The sequence below is a fragment of the Kosakonia sp. Marseille-Q7440 genome (genome assembly GCF_965119485.1).
On the sequence record NZ_CBCPLT010000001.1, the window covers coordinates 2507758 to 2529177 of the forward strand.

The window sequence follows — 21420 nt, forward strand, 5'->3', positions numbered from 1 at the left end:
CGACTATGTTACGTGTTATCGATACAGAAACCTGCGATTTGCAGGGAGGTATCGTCGAGATCGCCTCGGTGGACGTGGTCGACGGAAAAATCGTGAACCCGCAGAGCCACCTGGTTCGCCCGGATCGCCCCATCAGCCCGCAGGCGATGGCCATCCACCGCATCACAGAAGCGATGGTGGCGGATCAGCCCTGGATCGAAGAAGTTGTCCCCTATTATCACGGCAGTGAGTGGTATGTGGCACACAACGCCAGCTTTGACCGCCGCGTGCTGCCAGAGATGTCAGGTGAGTGGATCTGCACCATGAAGCTGGCACGTCGTTTATGGCCGGGGATCAAATACAGCAATATGGCGCTCTATAACTCGCGCAAGCTCAGCGTAGAAACGCCTGCCGGTCTGCATCACCACCGCGCGCTCTATGATTGCTATATCACCGCCGCCCTGCTGATTGACATTATGCAGGTCTCTGGCTGGACAGCGGAACAGATGGCCACCATCACCGGACGCCCGGCGCTGATGACCACTTTTACCTTTGGTAAATACCGCGGCAAACCGGTTGCCGAGATCGCTGACCGCGATCCGGGCTACCTGCGCTGGCTGTTTAACAACCTTAACAGCATGAGTCCGGAGCTGCGTTTAACGCTCAAACACTACCTTGGCGAGGGGTAATTACCCTTTGCCGGGCAGCGTCCCCTGCGCCAGCGCGATCAGAAACGCGTACTCCAGCGCCACGCCTTCATAGGATTTAAAACGCCCCGATTTACCGCCGTGCCCGGAATCCATATCGGTGCAGAGCAGCAGCAGATTATCGTCGGTCTTGTATTCCCGCAGTTTCGCCACCCATTTTGCCGGCTCCCAGTACTGCACCTGCGAATCATGCAGGCCGGTGGTCACCAGCATATGCGGATAGGGGTGCGCGCCAATATTGTCGTACGGGCTGTAGCCCTTCATATAGTGGTAATAGGTCTCATCCTGCGGATTACCCCACTCCTCGAACTCGCCGGTCGTTAAGGGGATCGACTCATCGAGCATGGTGGTCACCACATCGACAAAGGGCACCTGGGCGATCACGCCATGGTAGAGAGCGGGGCGCATATTGATCACCGCGCCCATCAGCATACCGCCTGCGCTGCCGCCCATCGCATAGCAGTATTGCGGCGAGCCGTAGCCCTGCTCCAGCAAACTGTCGGTAACGTCAATAAAGTCATTGAAGGTGTTTTGCTTGTTGAGGAATTTCCCCTCTTCGTACCAGGCATGACCCAGCTCGCCGCCGCCGCGAATATGCGCTATCGCGCAGACAAAGCCGCGATCCAGCAAACTCAGGCGGCTGCTGCTGAAGTCGGCATCAATACTCGCCCCGTAGGAGCCGTAGCCGTAGACCAGCAGCGGATTCTCGCCTTTGCGGAAATGGTTGTGGTTGTATACCAGCGAGACGGGCACTTCCACGCCGTCCCGTGCCACCACCCAAAGATGCTCACTACGATAGTCGCTCGCATCAAAGCCCGCCACTTCCGTCTGCTTCAGCACGCGCCGCTCGCCGGTGTCCATATCCAACTCGAAAAGGGTATCTGGCGTGGTCATCGAGGAGTAACCGTATCGCAGCCGCGAGGTTTCCGGCTCGGGATTGTAGGCCAGCCAGGTAACGTAGGCGGGATCGTCAAAAGCGATGCCGATCACCTCCCGGGTTTTACGGTTGATCTGCCGCAGGCTTGTCAGACCGCGCTGTCGCTCTTCAACCACCAGCCAGTCGGTAAACAGCGTGAAGCCTTCGAGCATAATGTGATCGCGGGCGGGGATTAGCGCTTCCCAGCGCCGCTCATCGCGCACTTTGGTGCGATAGAGGCCGAAGTTTTTGCCATCGCGGTTGGAGCGCAGATAGAAGGTGTGCTGGTAGTGATCGAGGCTGTACTCATGCTCTTTGCGCCGCGGTAGAAAGCAGAGCGGCTGCGCATCCGGCAGTTCCGCGTCAAGCAGCAGAACTTCGCTGGTGGTGGCGCTGGCAAGGTGAATGGTGATGTAGTGCTGCGAAGTAGTTTTGCTCAGCCCCACATAAAAGGTGTCATCTTTCTCTTCGTAAACCAGCTCATCCTGCTGCATCGGCGAGCCAACCGTGTGCCGCCAGACCTGGTAAGGCAGCAGCGTCGTGGCATGTTTACGCACGTAGTAGACGGTCTCGGAATCGTTCACCCAGACAAAATCTGGCGAGACGTTATCCAGCACCTCCGGATACCAGTTGCCGGTCTCCAGATTGCGAAAACGTAAACCATACTGCCGCCTTGAGAGGAAATCCTCCGCCAACGCCATAATGGTGTTGTCGGGCGAGATGTCGAGGCCAGCCATGGTGTAGAACTCGCTGTGCGAGGCGCGCTGGTTGGCATCCAGCAGAGTGATCCAGTCATCCCATTCGGAGCTGAGCATCGACTGGCGCTGATAGATGGCGTACTCATTGCCCGGCTCATAAATGTGCCGGTAACGATAGCCGTTACGAATATAGGGCGCGGAGACTTCGCGCTGCGGAATACGGGAGATGATCTCCTGCAGCAGGTCATCCTGCAGGGCTTGCTGGGAGGCCATCACTTCCCGTCCGTAGTCATTCTCCTGATGCAGATAATCAAGCACCTCTGAGTGGGAGCGCGTGTCGTCCCGCAGCCAGTAGTAATTATCGACGCGGGTATCGCCATGAACGGTCATGGCGTGGGGGATCTGTTTTGCTTTCGGCAACATAGCACTTATCTTTTTTCTGTTTTCCATACCTATAAGGGTGGCAAAACAAACGCGCGTTGCAAGCGAAACGTTATGGCGCTCAGGATGTAAGGGCGCGTTTTTGCTGCTGAAGATCCTGTTCGATGCCCTCGCGGACGTCCTGCGGTACCTTCAGCGCATCGCCCAGCGCGTTAAGATAGCTGCGCTCCATAAAGTGATCGATGTCGATAACCGCACAGCTGAGGAAGTAGAGTTCCAGCGCCTCCTCCTCATTTTTAACGCCCTGCGCCAGCCGCGCCGGATCGAGGGGCTGCTCCAGCGCTTTCGCCACCAGCTCGCGCCCCTGGTCTTCAATGCCCGCTTCGCGCAACTGCGACTCGATTGCCGCCTGCTCCTGCTCATCAATATGACCGTCGCTTTTCGCCGCAAAGACCAGCGCCAGAATCAGGCGCTCGGTGCGTACATCCAGCGGCGACTGCTGCTGCCCAAACTGCGGCTCATCCTGATGGGTTTCGCGAATACGATCTTTATATTTATTCCACAGCACCGTACCGGCAACCGCCCCGCCGCCCACCAGCAGCGCGCCCGTGCCATATTTGGCGAGCAGTTTGCGTGATGATTTATTGGCAACCAGCAGACCGGCAAGGCCGCCCAGTGCTCCGGGCATCAGAAGTTTATTTAGCCCCTGTCCTTCTGAGGAGGATGAGGTCGACGCACCGCCTTTCTGACCCAGCAGCGACTGTAATTGATTTAACCAGTTCATAATTTTCCCTCGCTTAAGCTCTGTTGTCAGGCAAGAGTAAGCGAGGGGGATGTCAGGAAGTGTCTGTATCTGGAAAGATCAGGAAAATTTCGGCGCTACGACTGCGGTTTGTACTCCGCGCTGCCTGCCGGACAGTCGACCATTACGCGGTAGTGTATATCCGCGCTTTTACCCCGCACGGTGAGCGGCACCGTCCACTTATCACCTTTGCCAGTCACCTCTTGCGGATTAACCCATACCACAGGATCCGCCTGACCAATTTTTTTCTGATCGTCTGCCCAACGCACAATGCGGTTTTGCAGATAGTCGCGCTTAACGCTGGCGGAAATGCCCTCAGCGTTAAGCCCTTCACAGGAAGGAAACTTCACCACCTTCTCTGTGGCGGCATGAGCCGCCATACTGCCCGCCAGCAAAAACAGACCGGTTACTACCCCTGCTATTTTCATGCTTATCTCCTGGTTAATACCCATTCAAAGCATGGTACAAATTGCTGGCGGTGCAAGATCAGGCGACTTTCGCCCGCTTGCTGGCGCTTTTAATATCGACTGCGTCAGAGGATTCATCCTCAGCGGATTTTGCCGAGGGTGCGCCCTCTTCGCTCTCTGTGCCGGGCAGTTTGCCGGATTTCAGAATGCCGTTAAGCGCATCTTTTTGCTCGGCGAGCCACATCGCCATGCGTTCACGGGTCTCCTCTTCCAGAGCTACCGGACCGGTGCCTAACCAGTCGCCCAGCACTTCCGCCAGGTCGAGCATTTTGTCGTAAGCATCGGCTTCCTTTTTGCTGGCAAAAGACATCTTTTCCTCACCTTCGCGAATGACTACGTATTTAACTTCTACCGCCATGATGCAGCCTCGTTTTACTGTGTATTTGTACAGTATAATAGCGCGATGAAAAAACCACCGCAAGTGAAAAAGACAGACGCAAACGTTTTCGTTATACTGCGCCCACTTTTTTCTAATGGTACTTCGCTATGACTCTTTTAGGAACTGCGCTGCGTCCGGCAGCCACGCGTGTGATGTTATTAGGCTCAGGCGAGCTGGGCAAAGAAGTGGCTATCGAATGTCAGCGGCTCGGTATCGAAGTGATTGCGGTTGACCGCTATGCGGACGCACCCGCGATGCAGGTGGCACACCGATCCCATGTGATTAACATGCTGGATGGCGAAGCGTTAAAAGCGCTGGTCGCCGAGGAGAAGCCACACTTTATCGTACCGGAGATCGAAGCCATCGCCACCGATGCGCTGATTGAGCTGGAAGCCGCCGGTCAGCGTGTGGTTCCCTGCGCGCGCGCCACAAAACTGACCATGAACCGCGAAGGGATCCGTCGCCTCGCGGCTGAGGAGTTGCAGCTTCCCACGTCGAGCTACCGTTTTGCCGATAGCGAAGAGAGCTTCCGCCTGGCGGTGAGCGAAATCGGCCTGCCCTGCATTGTGAAGCCGGTAATGAGCTCCTCAGGTAAAGGGCAGAGCTTTATTAAATCTGCCGACCAGCTGGCAAGCGCGTGGGCCTATGCGCAACAGGGTGGCCGCGCCGGTGCCGGTCGCGTGATTGTCGAAGGCGTAGTGAAGTTTGATTTTGAGATAACCCTTTTGACCATCAGCGCAGTGGATGGCGTTCACTTCTGCGCGCCGGTTGGCCACCGCCAGGAGGATGGTGATTATCGTGAGTCCTGGCAGCCGCAGCAAATGTCGGCGACCGCGCTTGAGCGCGCCCAGCAGATTGCCCGCGAGGTGGTGCTGGCACTCGGCGGATATGGCCTGTTCGGCGTCGAACTCTTTGTCTGCGGCGATGAGGTCATTTTCAGCGAGGTCTCTCCGCGCCCGCACGACACCGGAATGGTGACGCTGATTTCGCAGGATCTCTCCGAGTTTGCCCTGCATGTGCGCGCCTTTTTAGGCCTGCCGATTGGCGCGATCCGCCAGTACGGCCCGGCCGCCTCTGCGGTGATTTTGCCGCGCATGCATAGCCAGAATGTCACCTTTGATAATCTGCACCACGCCGTTGATGCAGGTGTGCAGTTGCGCTTGTTCGGCAAGCCGGAGATTGAAGGATCGCGCCGTCTGGGCGTAGCGCTGGCGGTTGCTGAGGATGTTGAGATTGCGGTCGCCCGCGCCGTGGCCTCAGCTAACGCGGTGCAGGTCAACGGATAAAAAAAGCCCGGTGCGCAGTGCGTCCGGGCTTGTTATCAGGCGGGTTTCATACCCGCCTGCTGATTACTGCTTCGCACCTTCAACGGCTTCGCGCGCCAGTTTGGTGATGCGATCGTAATCGCCTGCTTCCAGCGCGTCGGCCGGAACCAGCCAGGAGCCGCCGATGCAGAGCACGCTTTTCAGCGCCAGGTAGTCGCGGTAGTTAGCCGGAGAGATGCCGCCGGTCGGGCAGAAACGCACCTGGGAGAAGGGGCCGGCAATCGCCTGCAGCGCTTTGGTGCCGCCATTCGCTTCCGCCGGGAAGAATTTGAACTCTTTCAGGCCGTAATCCATGCCCAGCATCAGTTCAGAAACGGTGCTGATCCCCGGGATCAGCGGGATGGTACCTTCGGTGGCGGCTTTCAGCAGCGGCTCGGTCAGACCCGGGCTGATGGCGAACTGCGCGCCCGCTTCGGTAACTTCCGCCAGCTGTTGCGGATTCAGCACGGTGCCGGCACCAATAATGGCGTCAGGAACTTCTTTTGCAATAGCGCGGATAGCGTCAATCGCGCATGCGGTGCGCAGCGTCACTTCCAGGACGCGAACGCCACCTGCAACCAGCGCTTTCGCCATCGGAACAGCGTGCTCCAGTTTGTTTACCACGATCACCGGTACAACCGGGCCGGTTTTCAGGATGGCTTCTGCACTTGTTTTCCAGTTTTTCATCAATCTTTTCTCTCGCCAGAATAAAATCTTGTCGTCTTAAAAAGTGATACAGGTTGCGCCCTGCTCTGCGCCGGAGAGCTTCTCTCGCAGCGCGCCGAACATTTCACGGCCTGTGCCCACGCGCATCGCGCTAAGGTCAGGAATATGCGGCTGACGTGCGGCAAGTTCATTGTCAGCAACCAGTAGGGTCAACTCACCTGTCTGCCCGTTAACCCGGATAATGTCGCCATCACGCACTTTTGCCAGCAACCCACCGTCGTAAGCTTCAGGTGTCACATGGATTGCCGACGGCACTTTACCTGATGCCCCTGACAGCCGTCCATCGGTAACTAAGGCAATTTTGAAACGGCGGTCCAATAATACACCAAGTGGCGGCATCAGTTTATGTAATTCTGGCATGCCATTGGCTTTCGGCCCCTGGTGACGAACTACCACCACGCAATCGCGATCCAGCAGACCCGCCTCAAAGGCCGGTAACACGTCATGCTGACTCTCAAACACTACCGCAGGCGCTTCAATAACCTGGTTCTCTACCGGCACGGCGGAGGTCTTCATCACCGCGCGCCCAAGGTTGCCGCTCAGCACTTTGGTGCCGCCATGCTGCGAGAACGGTTTATCAATGGTGGCGATAATCGAATCATCCAGCGACGCAGCAGCGCCTTCACGCCAGTCGAGCTCGCCATTGTTGAGCCACGGCTCCTGGGTGTAGCGCGTCAGACCGAAACCGGCCACCGTATTCACCTCTTCATGCAGTAAACCGCCCTTCAGCAGTTCACGCATCAATACCGGCACACCGCCCGCCGCCTGGAAGTGGTTGATGTCTGCCGGGCCGTTCGGGTAGAGACGGGCAAGCAGCGGCACCACTTCAGAGAGTTCGGAGAAGTCATCCCAGTTGATGATAATGCCTGCCGCGCGCGCCATCGCCACCAGGTGCATAGTGTGGTTAGTCGAACCGCCGGTTGCCAGCAGTGAGACGATGCCGTTAACCACCACTTTTTCATCGATCATTTTGCCGAGCGGCATCCACTCGTTGCCGTTGCCGGTCAAACGCGTTACCTGGCGGGCAGCAGCTTCAGTCAGCGCTTTACGCAGCGGCGCATCCGGGTGAATAAAGGAGGAGCCGGGCAACTGCATGCCCATAAACTCAATCACCATCTGGTTAGTGTTGGCGGTGCCGTAAAAGGTACAGGTGCCTGGCGCATGATAGGAAGCGGCTTCCGACTCCAGCAGCGCCATGCGATCCACTTTACCTTCTGCATAAAGCTGACGAATACGCACCTTCTCTTTGTTAGCCAGACCGCTCGCCATCGGGCCTGACGGCACGAACAGCGCGGGCAAGTGACCAAACGACAGCGCCGCCATCGCCAGCCCCGGGACAATTTTGTCGCAAACGCCAAGATAGAGCGCGCCGTCGAACATATTGTGTGACAGCCCCACCGCGGCGGACATGGCGATCACTTCGCGGCTCAGCAGCGACAGCTCCATCCCATCCTGACCCTGGGTCACGCCATCGCACATTGCCGGTACGCCACCCGCCACCTGGCCGACTGTATTCACCGAGTGCAGCGCTTTGCGAATAATGTCGGGATAGACTTCATAAGGCTGATGCGCGGAGAGCATGTCGTTGTAGGAGGTGATGATGGCGATGTTGTTACGCAACATGCTTTTTAGCGAGGCTTTATCCTCAGGCTGGCAGGCGGCAAAACCGTGCGCCAGGTTACCGCAGGCGAGCGTCGAACGACGCACGGTGTTACTTTTCGCTTGCTCAATGCGCGCCAGGTAGGCTGAGCGGGTTTCGCGTGAACGTTCAATAATGCGATTTGTTACGCGTAACATTACTGGATTCATAGAGGCTCCTGAAATTTATCTGTTCGGGTACACCGCGCTAACCGTGTTTTTCATTATACGTAACAAGCTGAAAACACCCGAGCGCCGCGCCCCAAAGGCAAAATCACTGCAGCCAGTGTAATAAAAAAAGCCCCGCTGGTGAATCCAGCAGGGCTTTGAAAAAGAAAAATTGTTCGCAGAGCTGTGTTAGATCATGTTACCGGTAAAATTGCGCAACATGAGCCCCGATGCTTACTCGAACTCGTTCCAGGAACGGCCATCACGGGTGATCATCGCAACCGAGGCTACCGGGCCCCAGGTGCCGGCCTGATACGGTTTCGGTGAGTCGTTATCCGCAGCCCAGGCTTCGGTAATGGAGTCGACCCATTTCCACGCCTCTTCCACTTCATCGCGGCGTACAAACAGCGCCTGAATACCGCGCATGGATTCCAGCAGCAGGCGCTCGTAAGCATCCGCCAGATGGGTCTCGTTGAAGGTTTCGGAGTAGCTCAGATCAAGCTTAGTGGTCTGCAGATTGTGTTTATGATCCAGCCCCGGCACTTTATTGAGGATCTGGATATCCACCCCTTCATCCGGCTGCAGGCGAATGGTCAGCTTGTTCTGCGGCAGCTCCTGCCAGGACTCCTTAAACAGATTGAGTTCCGGGTTTTTGAAGTAGACCACTACTTCTGAACACTTGGTTGGCAGACGTTTACCGGTGCGCAGGTAGAACGGCACGCCCGCCCAGCGCCAGTCGTCGATATCCACGCGGATCGCGACAAATGTTTCGGTATGGCTCGACTTGTTCGCGCCCTCTTCTTCCAGGTAGCCCGGCACTTTCTTGCCCTGGGCGAAACCGGCGGTGTACTGACCGCGTACGGTTTTTTCACGCACGTTAGTACGATCGATACGGCGCAGGGATTTAAGCACCTTCACTTTCGCGTCGCGAATACTGTCAGCAGTGAGATCGGACGGCGGTGACATGGCGATCATGCAGAGCACCTGCAGCAGGTGGTTCTGGATCATATCGCGCATCTGTCCGGCCTGGTCAAAATAGCCCCAGCGCCCTTCGATACCCACCTCTTCCGCCACGGTGATCTCCACATGATCAATGGTGCGGTTATCCCAGTTATTGACGAACAGGGAGTTGGCAAAACGCAGCGCCAGCAGGTTGAGCACCGTCTCTTTACCGAGGTAGTGGTCAATACGGTAAACCTGGCACTCTTCAAAATACTCGCCCACCTGATCGTTGATCTGACGGGAGGTCTCAAGGGAGTTACCGAGCGGTTTCTCCATCACGACGCGAGCCGGTTTGGCGTTAAGTTTCGCGGCGCCCAGCCCTTTACAGATGGCACCAAAGGTATCCGGCGGCATCGCGAAGTAGTTGATGGTGGTACGGTTTTTCTGATCCAGCATCGCGCCGAGGCGTTTGAAGGCGGGAGTGTCGTTGACATCGAGATTGCAGAAATCGAGACGACCGCTCAGCTTGTCCCACAAGCTCTCGTCGATCTTCTCTTTCATAAAGGTTTCGAGCGCTTCACGGACCACTTTGGTGTAGGCTGCTTTATCCCAGTCGGCGCGGCCGACCCCGAGAATCCGCGTCTCATCATGAATTTGACCGGCTTTTTCCAGCTGGTACAGGGAAGGCAGCAATTTCCGGCGTGCGAGATCGCCTTTCGCGCCGAAAATGACCAGGTCACACGCCTGGGCTGTTTGGACTACCGCCATGTCACTCTCCTCAGTTAGCTATCCTGAAGCTGTCATCCGCTTCAGTTGTAATTTTATTACACTGCACTGTACTGCTTTTACGTAATTCCCGAAACTATCAGGCCTTGTCAGGAAGTGCGTTATTGGGTTGTCATGAAAAATGCGCATATTTGCGCCGTTTGCGCGGCTTATTTGCCCACCAGCCGCTGGCGAAAATCCGACTCTGATCATGTTATGAAAAAAAACAACAACATTTCAGCGTATCACTTACCTTTCTACCCTGCGCAGGCGTAATATCGACGCAAACTGCGTAACGATTCGCGCAATCAGTGTAATCGTTTCACCAGGAGCGCATTAACGCCTATGAATATGCTGGAAAAAATCCAGTCCCGACTGGAACACCTTAGCAAATCAGAACGAAAAGTCGCGGAAGTGATCCTCACCGCGCCGCAGCTGGCTATCCACTCCAGCATCGCCGCACTTGCGCAACAAGCGGAGGTCAGCGAACCGACGGTAAACCGCTTTTGCCGCAGTCTGGACACGCGCGGCTTCCCTGACTTTAAACTGCATCTGGCCCAGAGCCTCGCCAACGGCACGCCCTATGTTAATCGAAATGTCGATGAAGATGACAGTGTAGAAGCCTACACCGGCAAAATCTTCGAGTCGGCGATGGCAAGCCTCGATCATGTGCGTCAGTCCCTTGATATGGCAGCGGTTAATCGCGCCGTCGATCTGCTGACGCAGGCGAAAAAAATAGCCTTCTTCGGTCTGGGCTCTTCCGCGGCCGTCGCCCACGATGCGATGAACAAGTTTTTCCGCTTCAACGTGCCGGTGGTCTACTCCGATGACATTGTGCTGCAACGCATGAGCTGTATGAATTGTAGCGATGATGACGTCGTTATGCTGATTTCCCACACCGGCCGCACAAAAAGCCTGGTGGAGCTGGCGCATCTGGCGCGTGAAAATGATGCCATGGTGATTGCGCTGACCTCGGCGGGAACGCCGCTGGCGCGCGAAGCAACCCTTGCTATCACGCTAGATGTCCCTGAAGATACAGATATCTATATGCCGATGGTGTCCCGGCTTGCGCAACTGACGGTCATTGATGTGCTGGCGACCGGATTCACTTTGCGTCGCGGGGCGAAATTCCGGGATAACTTGAAGCGAGTCAAAGAAGCGCTCAAAGAATCGCGCTTTGATAAGGAACTGCTTATCAAAGACGATAATCATTAAGAGACCATAACAAAAACGGTAGTTACTTACGCTATTCGGTTAGCGGCCCTGCCTGTCACGGCGCGCGTAACCCGAATTCATGTTCACGCAACACCTCGTTATTTCAGTCAACGGAGTATTACATGTCCAGAAGGCTTCGCAGAACCAAAATCGTCACCACTTTAGGCCCGGCCACCGACCGCGATAACAACCTCGAAAAGGTTATCGCTGCTGGCGCTAACGTGGTGCGGATGAACTTCTCACACGGAACACCGGAAGATCATAAATTACGCGCGGACAAAGTGCGTGAGATTGCGGCAAAACTGGGACGTCATGTTGCTATCCTTGGCGATCTACAAGGACCGAAGATTCGCGTCTCCACCTTTAAGGAAGGTAAGGTTTTCCTTAACATCGGCGACAAATTCCTGCTCGACGCTAACCTTGGCAAAGGTGAAGGCGATAAAGAGAAAGTCGGTATCGACTATAAAGGCCTGCCCGCTGACGTGGTGCCGGGCGACATCCTGCTGCTGGATGATGGTCGCGTGCAGCTCAAAGTGCTGGACGTTCAGGGCATGAAGGTGTTCACCGAAGTGACCGTCGGTGGCCCGCTCTCTAACAACAAAGGCATCAACAAACTGGGCGGCGGCCTCTCTGCAGAAGCGCTGACCGATAAAGATAAAGCGGATATCGTGACCGCCGCGCTGATTGGCGTCGATTACCTCGCCGTATCCTTCCCGCGCTGCGGTGAAGATCTCAACTATGCACGTCGTCTGGCGCGTGATGCAGGTTGCGATGCGAAGATTGTCGCAAAAGTTGAGCGTGCGGAAGCGGTGTGCAGCCAGGATGCGATGGATGATGTGATCCTCGCCTCGGACGTGGTGATGGTTGCCCGTGGCGATCTGGGCGTTGAAATTGGCGACCCGGAACTGGTCGGCATCCAGAAAGCGCTGATTCGCCGTGCGCGCCAGCTGAACCGCGCGGTGATCACCGCCACGCAGATGATGGAGTCGATGATCACTAACCCGATGCCGACCCGCGCAGAAGTGATGGACGTAGCGAACGCCGTGCTCGACGGCACCGATGCGGTAATGCTCTCAGCGGAAACCGCCGCCGGGCAATACCCTTCTGAAACCGTTGCCGCGATGGCGCGCGTCTGCCTCGGCGCAGAGAAGATCCCCAGCATTAACGTCTCCAAGCACCGTCTCGATATTCAGTTCGACAATGTCGAAGAGGCGATTGCCATGTCGGCGATGTATGCCGCTAACCACCTGAAAGGCGTGACGGCGATCATCTCGATGACTGAATCAGGGCGTACCGCGCTGATGACCTCGCGTATCAGCTCCGGCCTGCCGATTTTTGCCCTCTCCCGCCACGAGCGTACTCTTAACCTGACCGCACTCTATCGCGGCGTGACGCCGGTCTATTTCGACAGCCATAACGACGGCGTTGCTGCGGCCAACGACGCGGTGAACCTGCTGCGTGATAAAGGCTACCTGCTCTCCGGCGATCTGGTGATTGTGACGCAGGGTGACGTGATGAGCACCATTGGCACCACCAACACCACGCGTATTCTGACCGTCGAATAACGGATTGCTCAGAATGCAAAAGGCCTCTCACAGTGAGAGGCCTTTTTTTGGCTATTTCTTTTTGTAGAGCTCTTTGCGCTTATAGGGCTCGATCTCACCCGGCTTGCGCGTTTTCAGCAGCTTCAGGATCCAGGTGTACTGCTCCGGATGCGGGCCGACAAAATTCTCCACCTCTTCATTCATCCGCCGCGCAATGGTGGTGTCATCCGCCGTCAGCAGATCGTCCATCGGCGGGCGCACCAGAATCGTCAGGCGATGCGTATCGGCATCGTAAACCGGGAACAGCGGCACCACGCGGGCGCGGCACACCTTCATCAGGCGACCAATCGCCGGCAGCGTCGCTTTGTAGGTGGCGAAGAAGTCGACGAACTCGCTCTGCTCGGGGCCGTGATCCTGATCCGGCAGATAGTATCCCCAGAAGCCGTTGCGTATTGAGTGGATAAAGGGCTTGATGCCGTCATTGCGCGCATGCAAGCGGCCACCGAAACGCAGGCGCACCTTGTTCCACATATAGTCGAAAACTTTGTTGCCCTGATTATGAAACATCGCCGCGATGCGCTTGCCCTGAGAGGACATCAGCATCGCCGGAATATCAACACCCCAGGCATGGGGCACGAGGAAAATGACGCGCTCATCGTTGCGGTGCATTTCGTCGATAATCTCTTTGCCCTGCCACTCAATACGGGAGGCAACTTTTTCCGTGCCGCGCAGCGCCATTTCAGCCATCAGCACCATCGCCTGCGGTGCGGTAGCAAACATATGATCGATGATCGCTTCGCGCTCGGCTTCACTCTTTTCCGGGAAGCAGTAGTAGAGGTTAATCTGCGCACGACGACGGGCGCTTTTTCCGCGTCGTCCGGCAAAACGTCCCAGTTTCGCCAGAAGCGGATCGCGAACAGAGGGCGGGATCAGGGCGACGCCGGCAAAAGCCAGCACCCCAAGCCAGGCGCCCCAGTGACGCGGATGGCGAAACTCGCCCTCAAACTGAGGAATGTATTCACTGTTATTTTTTTTCGTTTCCATGCATCGTCCGCTGGTCAAAAATCTCAACAAGATAAGGGGATAGTGTAGCGATGCGTTATCTTTCGCACAAAAGTAAAAGCCGATGCTAAGCAAGCACCGGCTTTGAACGCCTGATTATTACGCGAATTACTCCAGTCGCAGCTGAGGTAATACCTCTCTCACCTGCGCCAGGTAATCCTTACGATCCGAACCGCTCAGCCCTTCCGTTCTTGGCAGTTTGGCGGTCAGCGGGTTCACGGCCTGCTGATTGATCCATACTTCATAGTGCAGATGTGGCCCGGTGGAGCGCCCGGTGTTGCCCGAGAGCGCAATACGATCGCCACGTTTCACCTTCTGCCCCGGTTTCACCAGCAGCTTGCGCAGGTGCATGTAACGCGTGGTGTAGGTGCGCCCGTGGCGGATAGCAACATAGTTACCCGCCGCACCGCTGCGCTTCGCAATCACCACTTCACCGTCACCGACGGCTAGCACCGGCGTCCCCTGCGGCAGAGCAAAGTCGACGCCTTTGTGCGGCGCAACGCGCCCGGTGACCGGATTAAGGCGACGCGGGTTGAAGTTAGAGGAGACGCGGAACTGCTTCGCGGTCGGGAAACGCATAAACCCTTTCGCAAGGCCGGTGCCGTTACGATCGTAGAACTTGCCATCTTCGGCACGGAACGCGTAGTAATCTTTACCGTCGGAGCGCAAACGCACGCCGAGCAACTGGCTCTGCTCCTGCTTACCGTCAAGCATCTCACGGGACATCAATACTGAGAACTTATCGCCTTTTTTCAGTTTGCGGAAATCCATTTGCCACTGCATCGCTTTGATAACGGAGCTGATTTCGCCGCTGCTCATGCCGGCCTCTTTCGCACTGGCAACAAAACTGCCGCCGACGGTGCCATTCATCACCTTATTGACCCAGTCGCCCTGCTGCATCTCGCTGGACATCTTGAAGCCGTTTGCGGTGCGGTCATAGGTGCGGGTTTCGCGGCGTGACATCTCCCACGTCAGACGCTGTAAATCACCATCAGCGGTCAGCGTCCAGGAGAGCTGTTGGCCGATTTTCAGATTACGCAGCTCTTTATCCGCGGCGGCAAGCTGGCTGATGTTGCCCATATCTATGCCGTACTGGTTCAGGATGCTGCTGAGCGTATCGCCGGTTGAGACAACATATTCGTGTACACCAGCTTCGTTGGCGGTTTTCTCGTCCAGCTCATCTTGCGGAATATCGTCAACATCATCCGCCGTGGACTGGTCGATAGGTTCACTGGCTTCAGGCAGCAGCGAGCGGATTTCGCTTTTAGGCAGCTCGATGGCTTTGACAATCGGCGCGTTATTTTCGGGGTGATAAACGTAGGGCCGCCAGACGGCGACCGTGAGGGTCAGTACGGTGAGCGACCCCAGCATCACGCGATGGGGTCGCGGCAAATTGTTAAATGCCAGGGCGACAGAGCGGGCTATCTGTTGCACGTGTTCACTTCCTCGTTATTCTCCTTTCAGGCAGCTCGCATACTGGGAAGAGAGTTGTGTAAGGAACTGGGGATAGCTCTCTTTACCCAACTTGATACCGATGCCGAGTGGATCCAGCGTTCCCATGCGAACGGAGGTTCCTCGTGCAACAGCTTCAACGACCGCTGGCCTGAACTGTGGCTCAGCAAAAACGCAGACCGCTTTTTGCTCAACCAACTGTGTTCTGATTTCATGTAAACGCTGCGCACCAGGCTGAATTTCAGGGTTGACGGTAAATTGACCCAGCGGAGTCAGACCGTACTGTTTTTCAAAGTAGCCATAGGCGTCATGAAAAACGAAATACCCCTTCCCTTTCAGCGGTGCCAGCTCGTTACCGACCTGCTTATTGGCCTGGGCTAATGATGCCTCAAATGCCTTCAGGTTGGCGTCCAGCTTGGCTCGACTTTGCGGCATAACTTCCACTAATTTATCGTGGATTGCAACCGCCGAAAGCCGTGCAATCTCTGGGCTTAACCACAAATGCATGTTGTATTCGCCATGATGGTGATGATGCTCACTATTTTCGTCGTGATCGTGACCTTCATGACCCTCATGCTCATCTTCATCCGCGCCTTTCATCAGCTGCGATTTCACGCCGTCGAGTTGCGCCATCACCACCTGTTTTTGCGCAGGTACCTGCTGAGCAGAACGTACCATAAACGCTTCCATTTCCGGACCAACCCAAAAAAGTAAGTCCGCGTTTTGCAAGCGTTTTACATCAGACGGACGCAGAGAATAATCATGCTCGGAGGCACCATCTGGCAGGATAACTTCGGTGGTGGTCACGCCATCTGTAATAGCGGATGCAATAAAGCCCAGCGGCTTAAGAGAAGTGACGACGGCGGCGTTAGCGGATTGTGCTGTCAAGGTGAGAAACGCAGCGGAAAGCGCTGCGCAAAGAAGCGTATTTTTATGTAACATAATGCGTCTATTCATCATAAGTAGTGTGTGGAATGTGATATTATAACATTCGACAACTTCTGCAACCCCTTAAATGCTATGACGAATCTTATAACGCTTGAAAATGTCAGCGTAGCTTTCGGTCAACGCCGCGTGCTCTCTGACATCTCTTTAAATTTGCGTCCAGGTAAAATTCTGACGCTGCTCGGACCTAACGGCGCGGGAAAATCGACGCTGGTGCGCGTCGTGCTTGGCCTGGTAGCACCCGACGCGGGGGTTATCAAGCGCGACAAAGCGTTGCGCATCGGTTATGTGCCGCAAAAATTACAGCTCGACGCCACGCTTCCTCTTACTGTAGGCCGCTTTATGCGTTTGCGCCCCGGCACGCGTAAAGACGATCTTATTCCGGCACTGAAACGCGTGCAGGCCGCACATCTGATTGACGCCCCGATGCAGAAACTCTCCGGCGGCGAAACGCAGCGCGTGCTGCTCGCCCGCGCCCTGCTCAATCAACCTCAACTGCTGGTGCTGGACGAGCCGACCCAGGGCGTTGACGTTAACGGCCAGGTCTCGCTCTACAATTTAATCGACGAGTTGCGCAAAGAGCTGGATTGCGCGGTGCTGATGGTGTCGCACGATCTACACCTGGTAATGGCTAAGACCGATGAAGTCCTCTGCCTCAACCACCATATCTGCTGCTCCGGTACGCCGGAAGTGGTCTCCATGCATCCCGAATTTATTTCCATGTTCGGCCATCGCGGCGCAGAGCAGCTTGGCATTTACCGCCACAACCATAATCACCGCCACGATCTTCAGGGCCGCATTATTTTACGCCAGGGTAACGGACACTCATGATTGAACTTTTACTGCCCGGCTGGCTGGCCGGGGTTATGCTCGCCTGCGCCGCCGGGCCGCTTGGCTCTTTTGTCGTCTGGCGACGGATGTCCTACTTCGGCGATACGCTGGCGCATGCGTCTCTGCTCGGCGTCGCCTTTGGTTTGCTGCTGGATGTCAACCCGTTCTACGCGGTAATTGCCGTCACGTTACTGCTGGCCGCAGGTCTGGTATGGCTGGAGAAGCGTCCCCATCTGGCGATCGACACGCTGCTGGGCATTATGGCGCATAGCGCGCTCTCGCTTGGCCTGGTGGTGGTCAGCCTGATGTCCAACATCCGCGTGGATTTGATGGCATATCTGTTTGGCGACCTGCTGGCCGTTACGCCCGAGGATCTGATTGTTATCGCCCTCGGTGTGGTGCTGGTGGTGGGGATCTTACTCTGGCAGTGGCGCAACCTGCTGTCGATGACCATCAGCCCGGAGCTGGCCTTTGTCGACGGCGTGAAATTACAGCGCGTGAAGCTGCTGCTGATGCTGGTCACCGCCCTGACCATTGGCGTGGCGATGAAGTTTGTCGGTGCGCTGATCATCACCTCCCTGCTAATCATCCCGGCCGCCACGGCGCGGCGCTTTGCCCGCACGCCGGAGCAGATGGCCGCAGTGGCTGTCGGCGTAGGAATAATTGCCGTCACCGGCGGGCTGACCTTCTCCGCCTTCTACGACACGCCAGCAGGCCCCTCTGTGGTGCTCTGCGCCGCGGTGCTGTTTATCTTCAGCATGTTGAAAAAGAGCGCCAGCTAAATTCTCATCCTCTGCCAGCGCCGCCCGGCGCTGGCTCTGCGTATCAGGGCATTTCCGGCGGCGTAATGCCGAAGTGATCCCAGGCGCGCGGCGTCGCCATGCGGCCGCGCGGCGTACGCTGTAAAAAGCCCTGCTGAATCAGATAAGGCTCCAGCACATCTTCAATGGTCTCGCGCTCTTCACCAATCGCCGCAGCGAGGTTATCCAGCCCGACCGGACCGCCAAAGAATTTATCAATCACCGCCAGCAGTAGTTTGCGGTCCATATAGTCGAAGCCCTGGGCATCGACATTAAGCATATCGAGCGCCTGGGCGGCAATCTCTGCATTGATATCGCCATCGTGCTTCACTTCAGCGAAATCGCGTACGCGCCGCAGCAGGCGGTTGGCGATACGCGGTGTGCCGCGTGAACGGCGCGCCACTTCCAGCGCACCCTCTTCGCTCAGTTCCAGCCCCATAAAACGCGCGCTGCGCCCGACGATATGTTGCAGGTCGGCCACCTGGTAAAACTCCAGGCGCTGGACAATGCCAAAGCGATCGCGCAGCGGCGAAGTCAGCGAACCGGCGCGGGTCGTTGCGCCAATCAGCGTAAAGGGCGGCAGATCGATTTTGATGGAGCGCGCGGCCGGGCCTTCACCAATCATGATATCGAGCTGGTAATCTTCCATTGCCGGGTAGAGCACCTCTTCCACCACCGGCGACAGGCGATGAATTTCATCGATAAACAGCACGTCATGGGGTTCAAGGTTGGTGAGCATGGCGGCCAGATCGCCCGCTTTTTCCAGCACCGGGCCGGAGGTGGTGCGCAGATTAACGCCCATCTCGTTAGCGACGATATTTGCCAGCGTCGTTTTACCCAGACCGGGCGGGCCGAAAATCAGCAGGTGATCCAGCGCATCGCCGCGCAGTTTCGCCGCCTGGATAAAGATCTCCATTTGCGAGCGCACCTGCGGCTGACCGATATACTCATCCAGCAGCTTTGGTCGAATCGCCCGATCCGCAACTTCTTCTACAATTGTGCTGGCGGCGGCAACCAGGCGGTCTGCTTCAATCATCCTCTACCTCACAACGCTGCACGCAGCGCTTCACGGATCAGGGTTTCACTGTTGGCGTCCGGACGCGCGATCTTGCTGATCATCCGGCTCGCTTCCTGCGGTTTATAGCCCAGCGACACCAGCGCGGCAACGGCTTCTTGCTCAGCATCATCCGTAGAGGGGCTTGCTGGCGACGCCAGCACCAAATCTGCCGCCGGGGTAAAGAGATCGCCATGCAGCCCTTTAAAGCGGTCTTTCATCTCAACAATCAGGCGCTCAGCGGTTTTCTTGCCAATGCCCGGCAGCTTGATGAGTGCGGCGGGATCTTCACGCTCAACGGCATTCACAAACTGCTGCGCCGACATACCAGAGAGGATCGCCAGCGCCAGCTTCGGCCCAACGCCGTTAGTTTTAATCAGCTCACGAAACAGGGTGCGCTCCTGCTTGTTGTTAAAGCCGTAGAGCAGTTGCGCATCTTCGCGCACCACAAACTGCGTAAAGACGGTCGCCTCTTTGCCGGCGTCCGGCAATTCATAGAAGCAGGTCATCGGCATATGAACTTCATACCCTACCCCACCAACCTCGAGCAGGACCAGCGGGGGTTGTTTTTCGACAATAATGCCTCTGAGTCTGCCTATCACGTGACGCTCCTGCGCTAAGTGCTAAAAAAGTAATGCTGTATCATAAAAAAAGGCTGGATAGATATCCAGCCGATAATGAAGGAAAAAGCGCGAGCGTGCTTCCGGAATGGAAGTAACAGAGGAGATTACCCATCACACTCGCAGCGTTTTATTCGGGTTTAACGTAACCGACCGCGTGCCAGATTGAGCCTTGTGCTGCTCACCTGTAATGCGTTCTGGCTGACATGACAGTGGGTAATGGCGATCGCCAGCGCATCGGCGGCATCTGCCTGCGGGTTGGCCGGGAGTTTCAGCAGCGTGCGCACCATGTGCTGCACCTGGCTCTTCTCCGCGCTACCAATGCCGACCACCGTCTGCTTAACCTGACGAGCGGCATACTCAAAAACCGGTAAGTCCTGATTGACGGCGGCGACAATCGCCACGCCGCGCGCCTGTCCCAGTTTCAGCGCCGAGTCGGCGTTTTTCGCCATAAACACCTGTTCGATAGCGAAAAAATCCGGCTGAAACTGAGTGATGATCTCCGACACGCCCGCATAAATCAGCTTCAGGCGCGACGGCAGATCGTCAACTTTCGTGCGGATGCAGCCGCTGCCAAGGTAGGTCAGCTGGCGGCCTGTCTGGCGAATCACACCATAACCGGTGATACGTGAACCCGGGTCGATCCCGAGAATAATCGCCATTATTCCTCTCCGCTTAACGCAATAATCCTGGTGATGCTGGATACTCAAAACAGTTCGCAGGAAGCCGGCTACCCGGTGCGTTCCCGGCCACACAGATTAGCAATGTGACCGGGGCGCGAGGCGAGCTAACGCCCTGCGGGCTGCAAGCTATTACAGGGTTGCCGCCACTTCGTCGGAGATCTCACCGTTGTGGTAAACCTCCTGCACATCGTCGCAATCTTCCAGCATATCGATCAGGCGCAGCAGTTTCGGCGCGGTTTCCGCATCCATATCCGCTTTGGTTGACGGGATCATCGACACTTCAGCGTTGTCCGCTTTTAGACCGGCAGCTTCCAGCGCATCGCGCACGGCACCCATCTCTTCCCAGGCGGTGTAAACATCAATCGCACCGTCGTCGTAAGTCACAACGTCTTCAGCACCCGCTTCCAGCGCCGCTTCCATAATGGTGTCTTCGTCGCCCGCTTCGAAAGAGATCACCCCTTTCTTGCTGAACAGATAGGCAACGGAACCGTCGGTACCCAGGTTGCCGCCGCACTTGCTGAAGGCGTGACGCACTTCAGCAACGGTACGGTTACGGTTGTCACTCAGACACTCGACCATCACCGCGGTGCCGCCAGGGCCGTAACCTTCATAAATGATGGTTTCCATGTTCGCGTCGTCATCGCCGCCGACGCCGCGTGCGATGGCGCGGTTCAGGGTGTCACGGGTCATATTGTTGGAGAGCGCTTTATCTACCGCCGCGCGCAGACGCGGGTTAGAAGCGATATCGCCGCCGCCCAGACGTGCTGCTGTTACCAGCTCACGAATAATTTTGGTGAAGATCTTACCGCGTTTGGCATCCTGTGCCGCTTTGCGGTGTTTGGTGTTGGCCCATTTACTGTGACCTGCCATAAAAAATTCTCCAGAAAAAACCGCCGTTCAGGCGGCGTTAATAACAAATTCTTCAATCGCCTGCCGGTTGCTCCACGACTTGGTCAATGCCGCCGCAGCGGGCGCATCGAGCCAGCGGTATGCCAGGTGTTCGGTAAACACAATCGGGCATTCGTGGGGCAGCGCTAAACAAAACCAGGATTCGGTGTTGTGAGTTACACCCGGCGCGTAGCGATGACGTAAATGACTGAAAATTTCAAATTCCACCGTGCGCTGGCAGTCAATCAGACGATGCGGCGCTGCGCCGACATCGATGTTGACCTCTTCCATGACTTCGCGCGCGGCGGCCTGCAATGCGCTTTCACCCGGCTCCAGGCTGCCGGTAACCGACTGCCAGAACTCGGGATCGTCGCGTCGCTGCAACATCAGCACCCGTTTTGTCTCTTCGGCATAAATCACCACCAGCACAGAAACGGGATGCTTAAAGGACATC

The 21420-nt window shown here is 56.5% G+C and carries 21 protein-coding genes; 6 read left to right on the forward strand and 15 right to left on the reverse strand.

Annotation, left to right across the window (positions count from 1 at the left end):
* Positions 1–5: 5 nt before the first annotated feature.
* A complete protein-coding gene (gene exoX / locus ACWPW2_RS11710) occupies positions 6–668 on the forward strand; it encodes an exodeoxyribonuclease X (RefSeq protein ID WP_023480129.1) in 663 nt (220 codons plus the stop codon).
* Here the strand turns inward: exoX and ptrB are convergent, their stop codons facing one another.
* The 4 genes from ptrB to ACWPW2_RS11730 form a co-directional block, all read right to left on the reverse strand.
* Positions 669–2723, reverse strand: coding sequence for an oligopeptidase B (ptrB, locus tag ACWPW2_RS11715; protein WP_454123139.1), 2055 nt, complete (start codon positions 2721–2723; stop codon positions 669–671).
* Between the two features lie 79 nt (positions 2724–2802).
* On the reverse strand, positions 2803–3468 hold the full coding sequence (locus ACWPW2_RS11720; protein WP_454123648.1) for a tellurite resistance TerB family protein: 666 nt from the start codon (positions 3466–3468) through the stop codon (positions 2803–2805).
* 92 nt (positions 3469–3560) lie between these two features.
* Entirely contained in the window at positions 3561–3911 is a 351-nt protein-coding gene (gene yebF / locus ACWPW2_RS11725) for a protein YebF (protein WP_312119367.1), read from the reverse strand.
* Between the two features lie 58 nt (positions 3912–3969).
* Complete coding sequence (locus ACWPW2_RS11730) at positions 3970–4308, reverse strand: YebG family protein (RefSeq protein WP_023480125.1); 339 nt, start codon at positions 4306–4308, stop codon at positions 3970–3972.
* Between the two features lie 128 nt (positions 4309–4436).
* On the opposite strand from ACWPW2_RS11730, the gene purT reads away from it, so the two are divergent.
* On the forward strand, positions 4437–5615 hold the full coding sequence (gene purT, locus ACWPW2_RS11735) for a formate-dependent phosphoribosylglycinamide formyltransferase (RefSeq protein ID WP_454123142.1): 1179 nt from the start codon (positions 4437–4439) through the stop codon (positions 5613–5615).
* A gap of 63 nt (positions 5616–5678) precedes the next feature.
* Here purT and kdgA read toward each other — a convergent pair whose 3' ends face one another.
* The 3 genes from kdgA to zwf form a co-directional block, all read right to left on the reverse strand.
* The gene (kdgA, locus tag ACWPW2_RS11740; RefSeq protein WP_279793238.1) at positions 5679–6320 is read right to left on the reverse strand and encodes a bifunctional 4-hydroxy-2-oxoglutarate aldolase/2-dehydro-3-deoxy-phosphogluconate aldolase; all 642 of its coding nucleotides are present in this window, start codon (positions 6318–6320) and stop codon (positions 5679–5681) included.
* Positions 6321–6356: 36 nt separating this feature from the next.
* Positions 6357–8168, reverse strand: a complete 1812-nt coding sequence (edd, locus tag ACWPW2_RS11745) for a phosphogluconate dehydratase (RefSeq protein WP_454123144.1) — start codon at positions 8166–8168, stop codon at positions 6357–6359.
* A gap of 231 nt (positions 8169–8399) precedes the next feature.
* Positions 8400–9875 (reverse strand): glucose-6-phosphate dehydrogenase, encoded by a 1476-nt coding sequence (gene zwf / locus ACWPW2_RS11750; RefSeq protein ID WP_023480117.1) that lies wholly within the window; start codon positions 9873–9875, stop codon positions 8400–8402.
* A 342-nt stretch (positions 9876–10217) separates the two neighbouring features.
* Between zwf and ACWPW2_RS11755 the strand changes: the two genes are divergently transcribed.
* Positions 10218–11087 carry a MurR/RpiR family transcriptional regulator gene (locus ACWPW2_RS11755; RefSeq protein WP_023480183.1) on the forward strand — a complete coding sequence of 290 codons (870 nt, stop codon included), beginning with the start codon at positions 10218–10220 and terminating at the stop codon, positions 11085–11087.
* Between the two features lie 122 nt (positions 11088–11209).
* A complete protein-coding gene (gene pyk, locus ACWPW2_RS11760; RefSeq protein WP_023480062.1) occupies positions 11210–12652 on the forward strand; it encodes a pyruvate kinase in 1443 nt (480 codons plus the stop codon).
* 51 nt (positions 12653–12703) lie between these two features.
* On the opposite strand, the gene lpxM is transcribed toward pyk, so the two are convergent.
* The 3 genes from lpxM to znuA form a co-directional block, all read right to left on the reverse strand.
* A complete protein-coding gene (gene lpxM / locus ACWPW2_RS11765; RefSeq protein ID WP_454123147.1) occupies positions 12704–13675 on the reverse strand; it encodes a lauroyl-Kdo(2)-lipid IV(A) myristoyltransferase in 972 nt (323 codons plus the stop codon).
* Between the two features lie 126 nt (positions 13676–13801).
* Entirely contained in the window at positions 13802–15127 is a 1326-nt protein-coding gene (gene mepM / locus ACWPW2_RS11770; RefSeq protein WP_454123149.1) for a murein DD-endopeptidase MepM, read from the reverse strand.
* 15 nt (positions 15128–15142) lie between these two features.
* Positions 15143–16087, reverse strand: coding sequence for a zinc ABC transporter substrate-binding protein ZnuA (znuA, locus tag ACWPW2_RS11775; RefSeq protein ID WP_454123152.1), 945 nt, complete (start codon positions 16085–16087; stop codon positions 15143–15145).
* A 78-nt stretch (positions 16088–16165) separates the two neighbouring features.
* Between znuA and znuC the strand changes: the two genes are divergently transcribed.
* Positions 16166–16921 carry a zinc ABC transporter ATP-binding protein ZnuC gene (gene znuC, locus ACWPW2_RS11780; protein WP_023480032.1) on the forward strand — a complete coding sequence of 252 codons (756 nt, stop codon included), beginning with the start codon at positions 16166–16168 and terminating at the stop codon, positions 16919–16921.
* Positions 16918–17703 (forward strand): zinc ABC transporter permease subunit ZnuB, encoded by a 786-nt coding sequence (gene znuB / locus ACWPW2_RS11785; protein ID WP_023480094.1) that lies wholly within the window; start codon positions 16918–16920, stop codon positions 17701–17703. Before znuC ends, znuB begins: the two co-directional genes overlap by 4 nt.
* 43 nt (positions 17704–17746) lie before the next feature.
* Here znuB and ruvB read toward each other — a convergent pair whose 3' ends face one another.
* From ruvB to nudB, 5 genes are all read right to left on the reverse strand, one after another.
* A complete protein-coding gene (gene ruvB / locus ACWPW2_RS11790; RefSeq protein WP_023480019.1) occupies positions 17747–18757 on the reverse strand; it encodes a Holliday junction branch migration DNA helicase RuvB in 1011 nt (336 codons plus the stop codon).
* 8 nt (positions 18758–18765) lie between these two features.
* On the reverse strand, positions 18766–19377 hold the full coding sequence (gene ruvA / locus ACWPW2_RS11795) for a Holliday junction branch migration protein RuvA (protein ID WP_279793233.1): 612 nt from the start codon (positions 19375–19377) through the stop codon (positions 18766–18768).
* A gap of 158 nt (positions 19378–19535) precedes the next feature.
* A complete protein-coding gene (gene ruvC, locus ACWPW2_RS11800; RefSeq protein WP_023480016.1) occupies positions 19536–20057 on the reverse strand; it encodes a crossover junction endodeoxyribonuclease RuvC in 522 nt (173 codons plus the stop codon).
* A 150-nt stretch (positions 20058–20207) separates the two neighbouring features.
* Positions 20208–20948 (reverse strand): YebC/PmpR family DNA-binding transcriptional regulator, encoded by a 741-nt coding sequence (locus tag ACWPW2_RS11805; protein ID WP_023480072.1) that lies wholly within the window; start codon positions 20946–20948, stop codon positions 20208–20210.
* 27 nt (positions 20949–20975) lie between these two features.
* Positions 20976–21419 carry a dihydroneopterin triphosphate diphosphatase gene (gene nudB, locus ACWPW2_RS11810; RefSeq protein ID WP_042714264.1) on the reverse strand — a complete coding sequence of 148 codons (444 nt, stop codon included), beginning with the start codon at positions 21417–21419 and terminating at the stop codon, positions 20976–20978.
* Position 21420 lies beyond the last annotated feature (1 nt).

What these genes read in the sequence shown, in the direction of transcription:
- exoX (WP_023480129.1), top strand. Translation starts at nt 6, where the DNA reads ATGTTACGTGTTATCGATACAGAAACCTGCGATTTGCAGGGAGGTATC.
- ptrB (WP_454123139.1), bottom strand. Translation starts at nt 2,723, where the DNA reads ATGTTGCCGAAAGCAAAACAGATCCCCCACGCCATGACCGTTCATGGC.
- yebF (WP_312119367.1), bottom strand. Translation starts at nt 3,911, where the DNA reads ATGAAAATAGCAGGGGTAGTAACCGGTCTGTTTTTGCTGGCGGGCAGT.
- ACWPW2_RS11730 (WP_023480125.1), bottom strand. Translation starts at nt 4,308, where the DNA reads ATGGCGGTAGAAGTTAAATACGTAGTCATTCGCGAAGGTGAGGAAAAG.
- purT (WP_454123142.1), top strand. Translation starts at nt 4,437, where the DNA reads ATGACTCTTTTAGGAACTGCGCTGCGTCCGGCAGCCACGCGTGTGATG.
- kdgA (WP_279793238.1), bottom strand. Translation starts at nt 6,320, where the DNA reads ATGAAAAACTGGAAAACAAGTGCAGAAGCCATCCTGAAAACCGGCCCG.
- edd (WP_454123144.1), bottom strand. Translation starts at nt 8,168, where the DNA reads ATGAATCCAGTAATGTTACGCGTAACAAATCGCATTATTGAACGTTCA.
- zwf (WP_023480117.1), bottom strand. Translation starts at nt 9,875, where the DNA reads ATGGCGGTAGTCCAAACAGCCCAGGCGTGTGACCTGGTCATTTTCGGC.
- ACWPW2_RS11755 (WP_023480183.1), top strand. Translation starts at nt 10,218, where the DNA reads ATGAATATGCTGGAAAAAATCCAGTCCCGACTGGAACACCTTAGCAAA.
- pyk (WP_023480062.1), top strand. Translation starts at nt 11,210, where the DNA reads ATGTCCAGAAGGCTTCGCAGAACCAAAATCGTCACCACTTTAGGCCCG.
- lpxM (WP_454123147.1), bottom strand. Translation starts at nt 13,675, where the DNA reads ATGGAAACGAAAAAAAATAACAGTGAATACATTCCTCAGTTTGAGGGC.
- znuA (WP_454123152.1), bottom strand. Translation starts at nt 16,087, where the DNA reads ATGTTACATAAAAATACGCTTCTTTGCGCAGCGCTTTCCGCTGCGTTT.
- znuC (WP_023480032.1), top strand. Translation starts at nt 16,166, where the DNA reads ATGACGAATCTTATAACGCTTGAAAATGTCAGCGTAGCTTTCGGTCAA.
- znuB (WP_023480094.1), top strand. Translation starts at nt 16,918, where the DNA reads ATGATTGAACTTTTACTGCCCGGCTGGCTGGCCGGGGTTATGCTCGCC.
- ruvB (WP_023480019.1), bottom strand. Translation starts at nt 18,757, where the DNA reads ATGATTGAAGCAGACCGCCTGGTTGCCGCCGCCAGCACAATTGTAGAA.
- ruvC (WP_023480016.1), bottom strand. Translation starts at nt 20,057, where the DNA reads ATGGCGATTATTCTCGGGATCGACCCGGGTTCACGTATCACCGGTTAT.
- ACWPW2_RS11805 (WP_023480072.1), bottom strand. Translation starts at nt 20,948, where the DNA reads ATGGCAGGTCACAGTAAATGGGCCAACACCAAACACCGCAAAGCGGCA.
- nudB (WP_042714264.1), bottom strand. Translation starts at nt 21,419, where the DNA reads ATGTCCTTTAAGCATCCCGTTTCTGTGCTGGTGGTGATTTATGCCGAA.